The organism is Pseudomonas sp. W2Jun17 (assembly GCF_023127795.1).
Lineage (GTDB): Bacteria > Pseudomonadota > Gammaproteobacteria > Pseudomonadales > Pseudomonadaceae > Aquipseudomonas > Aquipseudomonas synxantha_A.
Window position 1 is genome coordinate 212,331 of record NZ_SPKO01000007.1, and the last position, 14,262, is coordinate 226,592.

The 14,262-nt window shown below is 61.5% G+C and carries 13 protein-coding genes and 1 riboswitch; of the genes, 10 read left to right on the plus strand and 3 right to left on the minus strand.

Annotation, left to right across the window (positions count from 1 at the left end; all coding sequences use genetic code 11):
- Nucleotides 1-12 precede the first annotated feature (12 nt).
- The gene (gene ung / locus E4O98_RS04220; RefSeq protein ID WP_032877279.1) at nt 13-705 is read right to left on the minus strand and encodes a uracil-DNA glycosylase; all 693 of its coding nucleotides are present in this window, start codon (nt 703-705) and stop codon (nt 13-15) included.
- A gap of 136 nt (nt 706-841) precedes the next feature.
- Here ung and E4O98_RS04225 point away from each other — a divergent pair, with 136 nt between their 5' ends.
- The gene (locus E4O98_RS04225) at nt 842-1,954 is read left to right on the plus strand and encodes an enoyl-CoA hydratase/isomerase family protein (RefSeq protein ID WP_078820535.1); all 1,113 of its coding nucleotides are present in this window, start codon (nt 842-844) and stop codon (nt 1,952-1,954) included.
- Here the strand turns inward: E4O98_RS04225 and E4O98_RS04230 are convergent.
- Together E4O98_RS04230 and E4O98_RS04235 are read right to left on the minus strand one after the other, a co-directional pair.
- Nucleotides 1,940-2,392, minus strand: a complete 453-nt coding sequence (locus E4O98_RS04230; protein ID WP_248134232.1) for a DUF3757 domain-containing protein — start codon at nt 2,390-2,392, stop codon at nt 1,940-1,942. The genes E4O98_RS04225 and E4O98_RS04230 overlap by 15 nt on opposite strands.
- Before the next feature lie 156 nt (nt 2,393-2,548).
- On the minus strand, nt 2,549-2,908 hold the full coding sequence (locus E4O98_RS04235) for a hypothetical protein (protein ID WP_081883289.1): 360 nt from the start codon (nt 2,906-2,908) through the stop codon (nt 2,549-2,551).
- Nucleotides 2,909-3,221: 313 nt separating this feature from the next.
- Nucleotides 3,222-3,325: riboswitch (guanidine-I (ykkC/yxkD leader) on the plus strand.
- A 60-nt stretch (nt 3,326-3,385) separates the two neighbouring features.
- Between E4O98_RS04235 and E4O98_RS04240 the strand changes: the two genes are divergently transcribed.
- The 9 genes from E4O98_RS04240 (at nt 3,386) to E4O98_RS04280 (ending at nt 14,055) form a co-directional block, all read left to right on the plus strand.
- Nucleotides 3,386-4,453: a putative urea ABC transporter substrate-binding protein gene (locus tag E4O98_RS04240; protein ID WP_103733504.1), complete on the plus strand. Its 1,068-nt coding sequence runs from the start codon at nt 3,386-3,388 to the stop codon at nt 4,451-4,453.
- 12 nt (nt 4,454-4,465) lie between these two features.
- Nucleotides 4,466-5,281 carry an ABC transporter permease gene (locus tag E4O98_RS04245; RefSeq protein WP_103733503.1) on the plus strand — a complete coding sequence of 272 codons (816 nt, stop codon included), beginning with the start codon at nt 4,466-4,468 and terminating at the stop codon, nt 5,279-5,281.
- The gene (locus E4O98_RS04250; protein ID WP_248134234.1) at nt 5,278-6,042 is read left to right on the plus strand and encodes an ABC transporter ATP-binding protein; all 765 of its coding nucleotides are present in this window, start codon (nt 5,278-5,280) and stop codon (nt 6,040-6,042) included. The genes E4O98_RS04245 and E4O98_RS04250 overlap by 4 nt, the downstream gene beginning before the upstream one ends.
- The gene (locus E4O98_RS04255) at nt 6,039-6,764 is read left to right on the plus strand and encodes an urea amidolyase associated protein UAAP1 (protein WP_248134236.1); all 726 of its coding nucleotides are present in this window, start codon (nt 6,039-6,041) and stop codon (nt 6,762-6,764) included. Before E4O98_RS04250 ends, E4O98_RS04255 begins: the two co-directional genes overlap by 4 nt.
- 9 nt (nt 6,765-6,773) lie before the next feature.
- Complete coding sequence (locus E4O98_RS04260; RefSeq protein ID WP_103733500.1) at nt 6,774-7,403, plus strand: urea amidolyase associated protein UAAP2; 630 nt, start codon at nt 6,774-6,776, stop codon at nt 7,401-7,403.
- A gap of 256 nt (nt 7,404-7,659) precedes the next feature.
- Nucleotides 7,660-11,298 (plus strand): urea carboxylase, encoded by a 3,639-nt coding sequence (gene uca, locus E4O98_RS04265; RefSeq protein ID WP_103733499.1) that lies wholly within the window; start codon nt 7,660-7,662, stop codon nt 11,296-11,298.
- 28 nt (nt 11,299-11,326) lie between these two features.
- A complete protein-coding gene (gene atzF, locus E4O98_RS04270; RefSeq protein ID WP_103733498.1) occupies nt 11,327-13,099 on the plus strand; it encodes an allophanate hydrolase in 1,773 nt (590 codons plus the stop codon).
- 51 nt (nt 13,100-13,150) lie between these two features.
- Nucleotides 13,151-13,363 carry a cysteine-rich CWC family protein gene (locus E4O98_RS04275; RefSeq protein ID WP_103733497.1) on the plus strand — a complete coding sequence of 71 codons (213 nt, stop codon included), beginning with the start codon at nt 13,151-13,153 and terminating at the stop codon, nt 13,361-13,363.
- Nucleotides 13,363-14,055 (plus strand): pseudouridine synthase, encoded by a 693-nt coding sequence (locus E4O98_RS04280; RefSeq protein ID WP_148852383.1) that lies wholly within the window; start codon nt 13,363-13,365, stop codon nt 14,053-14,055. Before E4O98_RS04275 ends, E4O98_RS04280 begins: the two co-directional genes overlap by 1 nt.
- The last annotated feature ends 207 nt before the right edge of the window (nt 14,056-14,262 follow it).

The window sequence follows — 14,262 nt, forward strand, 5'->3', positions numbered from 1 at the left end:
TGGTCGTCCGGTTCAGAGTGGCGGCAGCCGCCACTCGATCGGTGCCTCGCCATTCTGTTCAAGAAACTTGTTAGCCCGGCTGAAATGCCCGCAGCCCAGAAACCCGCGATACGCCGACAACGGCGACGGATGCACCGACGTCAGCACCAGATGCTTGGTGGCATCGATGAGCTTCTGCTTGCTTTGAGCATGAGCGCCCCACAGCAGGAACACCAGGTGCGGCTGATGCTCGCTGACTACCTCGATAATCCGATCGGTGAAGAACTGCCAGCCCTTGCCCGCATGGGCGTTGGCGTTGGCGCGCTCCACGGTCATGGTGGTGTTGAGCATCAGCACGCCCTGATCGGCCCAGCTTTGCAGGTAGCCGTGGTTGGGGATGTCGATGTTCAGGTCGCGCTTGAGCTCTTTATAGATATTGACCAGCGACGGCGGCGCCGGCACCCCCGGTTGTACCGAAAAGCACAGGCCATGGGCCTGGCCGGGACCGTGGTAGGGGTCCTGGCCGAGGATCACGACCTTGACCTTGTCCAGGGGCGTTGAATTGAGAGCGTTGAAAATCAACGGACCGGGCGGGTAGATCTCTTTGCCGGCGGCATGTTCCTGGCGCAGGAATTCGCGCAACTGGGCCATGTAGGACTTCTCGAACTCATCGCGCAAGGCGTGTTTCCAGCTGGGTTCGAGTTTGATACGGTCGCCATCGGTCATAGTTGAATTGTCTTGTAAAAAAGAATGAGGCGAACCCTAGGAAAGCCGACCCCGCTTGTCAATTGATCTGACACACCACCGGCACTTTCCCACGAAGGGATCATACTCATCCTTCACCTTCTCGATTGAGGTCACAATGAACCTGCACTTCGAAGAACTGGCCGGCAACGGCGGTGCGCGCATAGGCATCGCCAGCCTGGACGCTCAAAAATCCCTCAACGCCCTCTCCCTGCCCATGATTCTGGCGTTGGCAGAACGCCTGGATGCCTGGGCCAACGACCCGCAAATCGCCTGTGTGTTGTTGCGCGGCAACGGGCCAAAAGCCTTTTGCGCTGGGGGTGAAGTGCGCAGCCTGGCTCAGGAGTGCCGTGAACAACCCGGCGAAGTACCCGCCCTGGCCGCGCAGTTTTTTGCTGCCGAATATCGCCTCGACTACCGCTTGCATACCTACCCCAAGCCGCTGATTTGCTGGGGCCACGGCTATGTATTGGGCGGTGGTATGGGTCTGTTGCAAAGTGCCTCGGTACGTATTGTTACGCCGAGCAGTCGCCTGGCCATGCCCGAGATCAGCATCGGGTTGTACCCGGATGTAGGTGCCAGCTGGTTTCTGTCTCGCCTGCCGGGCAAGCTCGGTTTGTTCCTGGGCCTTACCGGCGCTCATGTCAACGGCCGCGACGCCCTGGAACTGGGCCTGGCTGACCGCTTCCTGCGTGATGACCAGCAAGACGAGCTGCTTGACGGTTTGCTGCAACTGAACTGGCAGGAACAGGCCGCAATGCAGCTCAACAGTTTGCTCAAGGCCCTTGCCCAGGAAGCGGTCGGCCACCAACCCGAAGCGCAATGGTTGCCGCGCCGTGGGCTGATCGACGAATGGCTGGATGTGGGTGATATACGGTGTGCCTGGCGTGCATTGAGCCTGTTGCGTGATCACAGCGATCCGCTCTTGGCCCGCGCGGGTAAAACCCTCAGTGAAGGCTGCCCGCTGACGGCACACCTGGTGTGGGAGCAGATTCAGCGTGCCCGTCATCTATCCCTGGCACAGGTGTTTCAGATGGAGTACACCATGAGCCTCAATTGCTGCCGTCATCCAGAGTTCGCCGAAGGTGTTCGAGCACGCCTGATCGACAAGGACCAGACACCTCATTGGCATTGGCCGGATATCAATACCCTTCCGGAAGCGGTGGTGCACGCGCATTTCAGCAAGGCATGGGAAGGTAGGAATCCTCTGGCGGATTTATCTGACTACTGACAGGTCCGTTCGCTTGTCGTTGACGTTGAAAGCGCAGTTGTCCGGCTGGCTGTCCGTGCAGGTATATCCCGGCAGTGTGAACGCGCCGGGCCGCAGTTCCCAATACAAGGTGCTGGTCAATGACATGTTGATAATTTTACTGTCCTTGTAGGGCCTCAGCGCTACAACCCCGTCCCAACCGGTGCGGTAGATGCACTTATCCATGTAGCCGTTTTCCCTCTGCTCGTCCTCACCCGGTATGAAGACCGCGCCGATGAATCCGTCGATAAGGCCCCGATACTTGACCTTCGGGCTTTGCCACCGCAGGCCGTTGTCCTCGGCTCGATAATGCCCGTCGACATACGAGACCTGCGCCGGGTAAGGACAGCCTTGCTCCGCTCTGGCCGATGCAACGATGCAGCTCGTCAGCAGGAGCACGCAAATAAGTTGTTTGAACATAGGGATTCCATCTGCTCAGTTTCACCACGCAAAGCGCAGGGCTTTTCGCTAGTGAAATACAGCTATCGCCTCAAAGATAGCTGTTAAATCTGACAGTACGGACATACGGTACCTATAAAAAACGGCGCTTGATGCGCCGCTTGTTTTTCAAGATATTTAACGATGACCGCCGCGGCCACCTCCGTGATCGGAACCACGCCCATGCCCGCCGTTGCCCCAGCGATTACCCCACCCTTGATTGGAGTAAGGTCGGTAACCCGCCCTTGGGTAATAACGCGGTGCCGGCTGGTAATAACGCGGCGCCGAGTAATAGCGAGGTTGTGGTGCATAGTAGCGAGGCGCTGGGGTGTAATAACTGCGCCCATAGGGAGAATAACGCGGGCCGCCGTAATAATAGGCGGGCGCCGGTGCGGTATAGACTTCGGAGCGATAGTAAGTGGCGCCTCCATCGTAGTAGGGCACACAAGCTGACAAGGTCAGGCCGAGCAAAGCGATAAGCAGCAGTCGTCTATACATGGCGGCCTCCTGGACCGCGGAAGAGCTCCTCCAGCGACGCTGGAGAGCGGCATTCAGCCTTCACTGAATGACGAAATATCTGACATCAAAAACCGAATCTGGTGCGCCTTTGACACAGTTTGAAATACCTGTTTCGGACGAACTGAACGCCTCATTGCAGTGCGACGGCGCACCAGCACAACGCACGTCAGCGCACCAGCCAACCACCACCTCGCTGCAACCCCTTGCCCTAGAGGCCCATCCACCACTTGGCACGACTCTCGCTTTAGCAAGCCTGTGCAGGATTCATCACAGGTTCGCGGCACCACAATTTGCAATGGCCGACTAGGGTTCCGGCTCGCTTGAAAAGCGAGTGGCTGGTCCGAGAGTTGGCGACCTCCAGTTGAGGTTACACGGCGGGATAAAAGCCCGGGAGACAAGCCACCGTTCACGGTGCCGCGTTGCTCCTGCTCGCCCATATTCAACTGGAGAAGCCACATGCCCACAATCCGTTTACCCACCCTGCTCACCGCCGCCTTCGCCGCCGTGCTGAGCTTTCAAACCCAAGCAGCTGCCAAAGACCACTTCAGTGTGTGCTGGACTATCTATGCCGGCTGGATGCCGTGGGAGTACGCCGGCAGCCAAGGCATCCTCGACAAGTGGGCCAATAAGTACGGCATCAAGATCGATATGGTGCAGCTCAATGACTATGTCGAGTCCATCAACCAATACACCGCCGGCCAGTTCGACGGCTGCACCATGACCAACATGGACGCCCTGACCATTCCCGCCGCAGGTGGTGTGGACAGCACAGCGCTGGTGGTCAGCGACTTTTCCAACGGCAATGATGGCGTGGTGATCAAGGGCACCGGCAAGACCGTGGCCGACCTCAAGGGCATGAACGTCAACCTGGTGGAACTCTCGGTGTCCCACTACCTGCTCGCCCGCGCCCTGGAATCCGCTGATCTGACCGAAAAAGACCTCAAAGTAGTCAACACCTCCGACGCCGACATCGCCGCGGCCTTCAACACCGACCAGGTGCAAGCCGTGACCACCTGGAACCCGATGCTCTCCGAGATCAAGGCCAAACCGGGTGTCACCCAAGTGTTCGACTCCAGCAAAGTGCCCGGCGAAATCATGGACATGATGGTGGTCAACACCCAAACCCTCAAAGACAACCCGGCCCTGGGCAGAGCGCTGACCGGCGCGTGGTTTGAAGTGGTCGCGCTGATGAACGCCAAAAACGCTGCCAGCACCGCGGCGCTTGAACATATGGCCAAGGCCTCCGGCACCGACCTCAAGGGTTTCCAGGCGCAACTGGACACCACCAAGCTGTTCGCGACGCCCAAGGAAGCCCTGGCGTTCGTCATCAGCGCGCAACTGCCCGCCACCCTGCGCAAGGTCGCCGAGTTCTCGTTTGAACACGGCCTGCTCGGCGAAGGGGCCAAGGACGCCAGCGCCGTGGGTATGAGCTTCGCCAATGGCGTAACCAGCGGCGACACCGCCAACCTCAAGCTGCATTTCGACCCCAGCTACGTGCAGATGGCCGCCGACGGCGCGCTGTAAGAGGACCCGGCCATGCGCCTGATCAACCGTCACCCGGAACGCTCCAGCCGCCTGCTGTTGGTGCTGCTGCCGTTCGCCCTGCTGCTGTTCGCCTACTTCGTGGGCTCGGCCGAGCGGCTGGCAGAAAACCCCAACGACAAGCTGCTGCCCAGCGCCGTGCAAATGGGCGACGCCATAAAACGTCTGGCGTTCAGCGCCGATACGCGTACCGGTGAATATGTGCTGTGGCAAGACAGCGCCTCCAGCCTGCGCCGCCTGGCGATCGGCTTAGGCATCAGCGCCCTCGCCGGCCTCTGCCTGGGCATCGCCGCCGGCACATTGCCGTTGTTTGGCGCGCCGTTGTCGCCACTGCTCACGGTGCTGTCGATGGTGCCGCCACTGGCGATCCTACCGATTCTGTTCATCGTGTTCGGGCTGGGGGAGTTGTCCAAAGTCATGCTGATCGTCATCGGCATCACCCCGGCACTGGCGCGTGATCTGGAACAGCGCGCGCGGGAAATCCCCGTCGAACTGCTGGTGAAAGCGCAGACTCTCGGCGCGTCCACCTGGACCCTGATGCTGCGTGTGGTGCTGCCGCAACTGCTGCCACGTCTGCTGATCTCGCTGCGGCTGATGCTCGGCTCGGCGTGGTTGTTCCTGATCGCCGCCGAAGCCATCGCCTCCACCGACGGCCTCGGCTACCGGATCTTCCTGGTGCGCCGCTACCTGGCGATGGACGTGATCTTGCCCTACGTGGTGTGGATCACCCTGCTCGCCTGGCTGATGGATTGGGGCCTCAAAACCCTCACACGGCGTGCGTTCCCCTGGTACGAAGGAGCGCGGCCATGAGTTTTATCAGCGTCAACAATGTGTGGCAGCGCTATGGCGAACAGGTGGTGCTGGAAGGGCTCAACCTGCACGTCACTGAGGGTGAATTTTGCACCCTGGTCGGCACGTCCGGCTGCGGCAAATCGACCTTCCTGCGTCTGTTGCTGGGCCAGGAAACCGCGAGCAAAGGCCAGATCCTGCTGGACGCCCAACCGCTTGCTGGCGAGCCGGATGCCAGCCGTGGCGTGGTGTTCCAGCGCTACTCGGTGTTCCCGCATTTGACTGTGCTGGACAACGTAGCGCTTGGCCTTGAGCTACCGCGCTCGCCGCTGCTGGGACGGCTGTTGGGCAAAGCCAAACAAGAAGCACGAGAACAGGCAGCCGCCCTGCTGCAAAAAGTCGGCCTCGGCCACGCACTGGACAAATACCCGGCGCAGCTCTCCGGCGGTATGCAGCAACGCCTGGCCATCGCCCAGGCCCTGATCATGAAACCCCGCGTATTGCTGCTGGACGAACCCTTCGGCGCCCTCGACCCGGGCATTCGCAAAGACATGCATCAGCTGTTGCTGGCGCTATGGCGCGAAACCCGGCTGACGGTGTTCATGGTCACCCACGACCTCAGCGAAGGTTTTAGCCTCGGCACGCGCTTGCTGGTGTTCGACAAGGTTCGTGTCGACCCCCACGCCCCCGGCGCCTATGGCGCGCGCATCACCTACGACATCCCTTTGAACAGCGAGCGCCGCAAAGCGCTGGCAGCCGAACTTGGAGCGACTTCCAAATGACCGATTACATTCAACTGTTCCCCCCCTTCGCCGAAGAAATGCTGCCCGGCGGCGGCCACCGCTCCTTTGTGCTCAAGCGCGGCCAACTGCTGCGCCTCACGGATATTCGCGGTGGCGCCAACGTCAGCCTGACCCTGCTCAATGCCAATGAAAAAACCGAGCGTCTGAACCTGCCCGACAGCCTCAAATGCCAACACACCGCCAAGCTCACCAGCGGCCACTGCCTGTACTCGGACATGGGCCGCGTACTGGCCGCCATCACCGCCGACACCTGTGGCTGGAGTGACAGCATCGGCGGCGTGCTGTGCGCCGCCGAGGTCGCTGAAAAGTACGGCCAGGGCCGTTATCAGGAGCTGCGCAACAGCTTCTTCCGCAACGGCACCGACAACCTGCTGGTGGAATTGGGCAAGTGGGGGTTGGGGCTTTCCGACCTGCTGATGACCCTCAACCTGTTCAGCCGGGTCAGCGTTGACGAAGGCGGCGGCCTGCAATTTGTGCCGGACAATTCCAGGGCGGGTGACTACATCGAACTCTACGCGCCGATGAACACACTGGTGGTGCTCACCGCGCTGCAACACCCGATGGACCCCAACCCGAACTACGCGCCGCAACCACTGAAACTTAGCTGGATGAATGCCGCCCCCAGCGTTGCCGAACACTGTCGCACTTCGCGCCCGGAAAACGAGCGCGGCTTTATCAACACCGACCGCCTGTTCGCCTGAGGAACTGCCATGTCTATCGCACTGAAACAACCCGAGGCAGCCGTGTACCGCGCCACCATCCCCGCTGGCGAGCCATGGCTGATGGAGGTCAAGGCCGGGCAGACCCTGCGCATCCTCGACCTGGAGGGCAACCAGGCCGTCGACACGCTGTTCTACAGCCGCAAAAACCCCAAGGAACGCTATGACGTGCAGCGCACCCTGCGGCGGCAAAACCGCGTGTACCTGAGCAGCGGCAGCGTGCTGTATTCCAACCTTGGCCAGCCGATGCTGACCATCGTCGATGACACCTGCGGGCGCCACGACACCCTCGGCGGTGCCTGTGCCCAAGAGAGCAACACCGTGCGCTACGCCCTGGAAAAACGCTACATGCACAGCTGCCGCGACAACTACCTGCGCGCCTGCGCCCACGACGGTCGGCTGGGTAAAGGTGACATCGGGCCGAACATCAATTTCTTCATGAATGTGCCGGTCACCGCCGACGGCGGGCTGACCTTTGAAGACGGCATTTCCGCGCCCGGCAAGTACGTCGACCTGCGTGCAGAGATGGACGTGATCGTGCTGATCTCCAACTGCCCGCAACTGAATAATCCATGCAATGGATACAACCCTACCCCTGCGGAGTTACTGGTATGGAACTGAAAATAAAACGCCTGCGTAAGTGGTTATTTGCCCTGTGCCAGTCCCGAGCCGGGCAATGCATCCGAAAACACTGAAGTTCAAATGTGGGAGCGGGCTTGCTCGCGAATGCGGTGGGTCAGCCAGTGCATCTGTAACTGACACGACGCCTTCGCGAGCAAGCCCGCTCCCACACTTGGATCTTCATTGCTTTCAGAATTAGGACTGCGGACGACCGCAGTGCTCCCTCACTTTGCGGGACGGCCCGCAGGGTTTTGCCATGTTCGAAAAACTCTTGATCGCCAACCGTGGCGCCATCGCCTGCCGCATCCTGCGCACCTTGCGCGAGCTGCAGGTCAAAGGCATCGCCGTATACGCCGAAGCCGATGCCGCCAGCCTGCATATCCAGCAAGCCGACGAAGCCTACAGCCTCGGCGAAGGCGCAGCGGCGGCCACCTACCTGGCTGTGGAAAAAATCCTCGCCACCGCCAAGGCCTGTGGCGCCAAGGCGATTCATCCTGGCTACGGTTTTCTCTCAGAGAACGCCGCCTTTGCCCAAGCCTGCGAAAATGCGGGGATAGCCTTCGTCGGTCCGACACCCGAACAGCTGCGCGTATTCGGCCTCAAGCACACCGCGCGGGCCTTGGCCAAACACCATCAAATTCCATTATTGGAAGGCACCGAGCTACTCGACAGCCTCGATACAGCGTTGCTGGCAGCCGAAACCGTGGGCTATCCGGTCATGCTCAAAAGCACCGCAGGCGGCGGTGGCATCGGCATGCGTGTGTGCCGCAATGCGACGGAGCTGAGCGAGTCCTTTGAAGCGGTCAAACGCCTGGGGCAAAACAACTTCAGCGACGCCGGTGTGTTTATCGAGAAATACATCGAGCACGCCCGCCACCTGGAAGTGCAGGTGTTCGGCGACGGTTTGGGCGAAGTCATCGCCCTTGGCGTGCGCGACTGTTCCGTGCAAAGGCGCAACCAGAAAGTCCTCGAAGAAACACCCGCGCCGAACCTGCCCGACGGCATGGCCGAAGCCTTGTGCACAGCGGCCATCACCCTGGCCAAGGCCGTCAACTACCGCAGCGCCGGCACCGTTGAATTCATCTTTGACAGCGCCGATGGCCGCTTCTACTTCCTCGAAGTGAACACGCGCCTGCAGGTAGAACACGGCGTCACAGAACAAGTCTGGGGCGTCGACCTGGTGCGCTGGATGGTGCAATTGGCGGCGGGTGAATTACCTGCGTTGAGCGAATTGAAACTGCACCCTCAGGGCCACGCGATTCAGGCGCGGCTGTATGCGGAAGATCCAGGCAAGGGTTTCCAGCCGAGCCCAGGCCTGTTAACCCGTGTGGATTTCCCGACGGCTGAAGGTTTGCGGATCGACACCTGGGTGCAAGCCGGTTGCGAAATCCCGCCCTACTTCGACCCAATGATCGCCAAGCTCATCACGTGGGCGCCGACCCGCGAACAGGCGCGTCTGGATCTACACCAGGCATTGAGCGACAGCCAGCTCTATGGCGTGGAAACCAACCGCGATTACCTGCGCCAAATCCTTTTGGCCACGCCGTTTGCCAGCGGCCGCCCGTGGACGCGTTGCCTGGAAGGCCTGGTCTACAGCGCCAGCACCTTCGAAGTACTGAGCGCCGGCACCCAAACCAGTGTGCAGGACTACCCCGGCCGCCTCGGCTACTGGGCCGTCGGCGTGCCGCCCTCAGGGCCGATGGACAGCCGCGCACTGCGCCAGGGCAATCGCCTGCTGGGCAATGACGACGATGCGGCGGCGCTGGAAATCACCATGAATGGGCCGCTGTTGCGCTTTAATTGCGCGGCGGTCGTCGCTGTTACCGGCGCAGCCATCACGCTGTTGCTGAATGACCAGCCAGTGCCGATGAACACTGCGTTGTGGGTTGAAGCAGGCTCAGTGTTGAGCCTTGGCAGCATCATAGGTGCCGGTGCGCGCAGCTATCTGTGCCTGCGCGGCGGGCTGCAAGTGCCGGATTACCTGGGCAGCAAAAGCACCTTCACCCTTGGTCAATTCGGCGGGCACGCCGGGCGCGCTTTACGCACTGGCGATGTGTTGCATTTGCTGCCACTGACAGACGCCGACGCCGGCCAGCAATTGATCTCTGAACCCCTGCCCGCGGTGCGCACGCTACGAGTGATTTATGGCCCGCACGGCGCGCCGGAATATTTCCTGCCTGAATACATCGACACCTTCTTCGCCACCCAATGGGAAGTGCACTTCAACTCCAGCCGCACCGGCGTGCGGTTGATCGGGCCGAAACCTTTGTGGGCGCGCACGGACGGTGGCGAAGCGGGGCTACATCCGTCGAATATCCATGACAACCCGTATGCCATCGGCGCGGTGGATTTCACCGGAGACATGCCGGTGATCCTGGGGCCGGATGGGCCGAGCCTGGGTGGGTTTGTGTGCCCGGTGACGGTGATCGAGGCGGACCTTTGGCAGTTGGGGCAACTCAAGGCGGGTGACAAGCTGCGGTTCGAACCGGTGAACCTCAAAACCGCCCGCGACCTCGCCTTGAAATGGGATCAATGTGGGAGCTGGCTTGCCTGCGATACAGACAAGGCGGTACCTCAGGCAGACCGCAATGATGCCATCGCGGGCAAGCCCGGCTCCCACATCGACCGTGTCCCACTTAAGATCGGGTCGCCTGTGGTGTTGGAGGTCGGTGAAGGCGACACCCGTCTCGTCGCCCGCCTCGCCGGTGACACCCATCTGCTGCTGGAAATCGGCGCCCCCGAGCTGGACCTGGTGCTGCGCTTTCGTGCCCACGCGCTGATGCAAGCCCTGGAAACTCTCGCCCTGCCAGGTGCTATCGACCTGACTCCAGGCATCCGTTCCCTGCAAATCCACTACCAACCCGAACAACTGCCGCTGGCGGATTTTCTGCCACTGATCACCACGCAATGGGCCGCCGTATGCGCCACCCCCAACCTGCAAGTGCCCTCGCGCATCGTGCACTTGCCGCTGTCGTGGGACGATCCGGCGTGCCAGTTGGCGATCGAAAAATACATGACCACCGTGCGCAAGGACGCGCCGTGGTGCCCGAGCAACCTTGAGTTCATCCGGCGCATCAACGACCTCGCCCACCTCGACGAAGTGCGCCACACGGTGTTCGATGCCAGCTACCTGGTGATGGGCCTGGGTGACGTCTACCTCGGCGCCCCGGTGGCAACGCCACTGGACCCGCGACACCGTCTGGTGACCACCAAATACAACCCGGCCCGCACCTGGACCGCCGAGAATTCGGTGGGCATTGGCGGCGCTTACTTGTGCGTGTACGGCATGGAAGGTCCAGGCGGTTATCAGTTTGTGGGGCGCACCTTGCAGATGTGGAACCGTTACCGGGAGGTCGCGGCGTTTGATGGCAAGCCGTGGCTGTTGCGGTTCTTTGACCAGATCCGTTTTTACCCGGTGACGGCTGATGAGTTGGTGCAGATCCGGCGCGATTTTCCGCTGGGGCGCTTTGAGTTGAGCATCGAGCACAGCCATTTGAATCTCGCGCAGTATCAGGATTTCCTCGCGCGCGAAGCCGCAAGCATTGGCGCGTTTCGTGAGCATCAGCAGCACGCCTTCAATGCCGAGCGTGAACGCTGGATCGCCAGCGGCCAGGCGCATTTCGACAGTGAAGAACTCGCGGCACCACAAGGTGCAGACACGCCGTTGCAGGCCAACCAAATCAGTGTCGACAGCCCTATCGCCGGCAACCTTTGGCAAGTCCAGGTGGCTGCAGGTGAGCAGGTTTCGGCTGGCGATGTGCTGGTGATTCTGGAGTCGATGAAAATGGAAATCCCGGTAGTGGCGCCGTTCGCCGGCACCGTGCGCGAGATCCCCGTACAACCCGGCAGCGGCATAGGCGCCGGGCAGCGGGTGGTGGTGCTCGAACGTGACTGACTCTTCTATTTCTACAGGCGGACAAGCCATGAACCTGCAACTGGACAACCTGCGCAATGCCTACCTGAGCGGCGACACCACGCCCCGTGAAGTGCTGCTGCACCTGCGCGAGAAAGCCGCGCACTTGAACCCCGATTATCACCTGTTTATCCACTTGCTTACGGAGGCGGAGCTGGAGCCGTACCTGGCCGCATTGGACGCGCGCGAACCGGCTGAGTTGCCGTTGTTCGGCGTGCCGTTTGCGATCAAAGACAACATTGACTTGGCTGGCATTCCTACCACCGCCGCGTGCCCGGCGTTCGCCTATGTGCCGCAGCGCAACGCGACCATTGTCGAGCAGTTGATCGCCTTGGGCGCGGTGCCAGTGGGCAAGACCAACCTCGACCAGTTCGCCACCGGGCTCAATGGCAGCCGCTCGCCGTATGGCGCGTGCCCCAACAGCGTGTTGCCGGAGTATCCGTCGGGCGGCTCCAGCGCCGGGTCGTCGCTGGCCGTAGCGTTAGGTGTCGCGAGTTTTGCCCTGGGCACCGACACTGCCGGTTCCGGACGGGTGCCGGCGGCGCTGAATAACCTCGTGGGGCTCAAGGCGAGCAAAGGCTTGATCTCCACAGCCGGCGTAGTGCCGGCGTGCCGCACGCTGGATTGCGTCACCACCTTTACCCGCACCGCGCGCGAGGCCGGCCAGTTACTGGCGCTGACCGCCAGGCTCGATCCGTTGGATGCGTACAGCCGAGCAAACCCGGCGTGGAATGATGCGTCTGCGTTTGGTGCACCCCGCGCATTTCGTTTTGGCGTGCCGCGCGAGCAGGACCTGGAGTACTTCGGTTGCGAGCAAGGCCCGCAGCTGTTTGCGCAGGCCATCGACCGCTTGACGGCGTTGGGTGGCGAGCCGGTGACGCTGGATCTGTCGCCGTTCCTTGAAGCCGCGCGCCTGCTCTACGAAGGGCCGTGGGTGGCCGAACGCTACAGCGTGGCCGGTGAACTGATGGAGCAGAACCCCGAGGCCGTGCTGCCAGTGATTCGTGCGGTTCTGGCTAAGGCGCCTGCGGTGAACGGCGTGCAGACCTTCCGTGCGCAGTACCGCCTGCAAGCCTTGAAAGCGCAGTGCGATGGCTTGCTTGAAGGCCTCGACTGCGTACTGACGCCGACCATCGGCCGCCCGGTGACGCTGGAAGAACTGCGCGCCGAACCGGTGCTGCGCAACGCCGAGCTGGGCTACTACACCAACTTCATGAACCTGCTGGATTACGCCGCCGTCGCCGTGCCCAGCGGCTTTATGCGCAACGGTTTGCCTTGGGGGGTGACGCTGTTTGGCCGAGCATTCACCGACCAATACCTGCTGGGCGTGGCGGATGCGTTGCAGCGCCAGCACGATACGTCGCTGCCTGTGCCTGTCGGCAGCGCAGGTCATGACTTCAGCCAGCTGGTGGTGTGCGGCGCGCACCTGCAGGGGCTGGCGCTTAACGGCCAATTAGTGCGGCGTGGCGCGCGCCTGCTGGAGCGCACCCACAGCTCGGCCGACTATCAGTTGTTCGCGCTGGCCGGTGGGCCGCCCTATCGCCCTGGCATGCTGCGGGTGAGTGAAGGCGGCGTGGCCATTGAGGTGGAAGTGTGGGAGCTGCCGAGCCGCGAATTGGGCTCATTTCTCACCGGTATCCCCGCACCCTTGGGCCTGGGCAAGGTGCAACTGGCCGACGGGCGTTGGGAAACCGGCTTCATCTGCGAGCCCTACGGCTTGACCGGCGCCGTGGACATCAGCCACTTCAACGGCTGGCGCGGCTACCTGCGCAGCTTGCAATAGTGGGACGGGGCTGTATCGTGCAGGGAATTGCGCGATACAGCCCGAACCGACATGACCTCACCCACCCTTTGCCCTGCCTGCGGTGCCCGCAACGACTGCACCCTGGCCGACCCACGCACCGCCGACCAAGCCTGTTGGTGCTACACCGTCACTATCGACCCGGCGGTGCTCGAAGCGCTGCCCGATGAACTGCGCAATAAGACCTGCCTGTGCCCACGCTGTGCGCAGGTAGATGCGCAATTGCGTGGGGCTGAACAGCCGTAATGCGCGTTGATCGTTTCCTCAGCAACCTGCCGCGTTTCAATCGTAAGCAAGTGCGTGTGCTGCTGGTTGAGCGACGGGTGACAGTCGATGGCGTGGCCGTCAGCGACCCCCACCATGAAGTGCGAGAATTCAGCCGCGTCTGTGTCGATGATGAGGTACTGCAAGCCGGCAAACCGGCGCGTTATTTCATGCTGCACAAACCCCAAGGTTGCGTGAGCGCTACCGCCGACCCGGTGCATCCCACCGTGCTTGATTGGCTGAGTGAACCGGACAAGCACGAGCTGCACATCGCCGGTCGTCTGGATTTCAACACCACTGGGCTGCTGCTGATCACCAACGACGGCCAATGGTCGCGGCGCCTGACCCAACCCCAGACCAAACTGCCCAAGGTTTACCTCGTTGAAACCGAGCAGGACATTGGTCCTGAGTATGCAGCCACCTTTGCCGCTGGCCTGTATTTCGCCTTTGAAGATCTCACCACTCAACCCGCCGAACTTGAGCTAATCGGCCCTAGGACCGCACGCCTGAGCATCATCGAAGGCCGCTACCACCAGGTGAAGCGCATGTTCGGGCACTTTGATAACAAAGTGATTGGCCTGCACCGTGAGCGGATGGGGCCTTTGGTGCTGGATAGCGCCCTTGCACGGGGCCACTATCGGCCGCTGACTGACGACGAGATCCGACAGGTCTGACGACCGTTCAGCCGGTGATGGCAAAAAACCAGCTCGTCGCCTTGCGAGCTGGCGCCTGTGCTGCTTGAATCAAGATGTCAGCCAAATCATGACTGGCGAGTCGCCCATAACCTCCAAGAACACCTTGCCCAGCCCGCGCTTGATCTACGGGCGTCCCAGGCAAACAGCCCGCCATAACAACACCCGTCGGCCAGCCGTTATCGGACC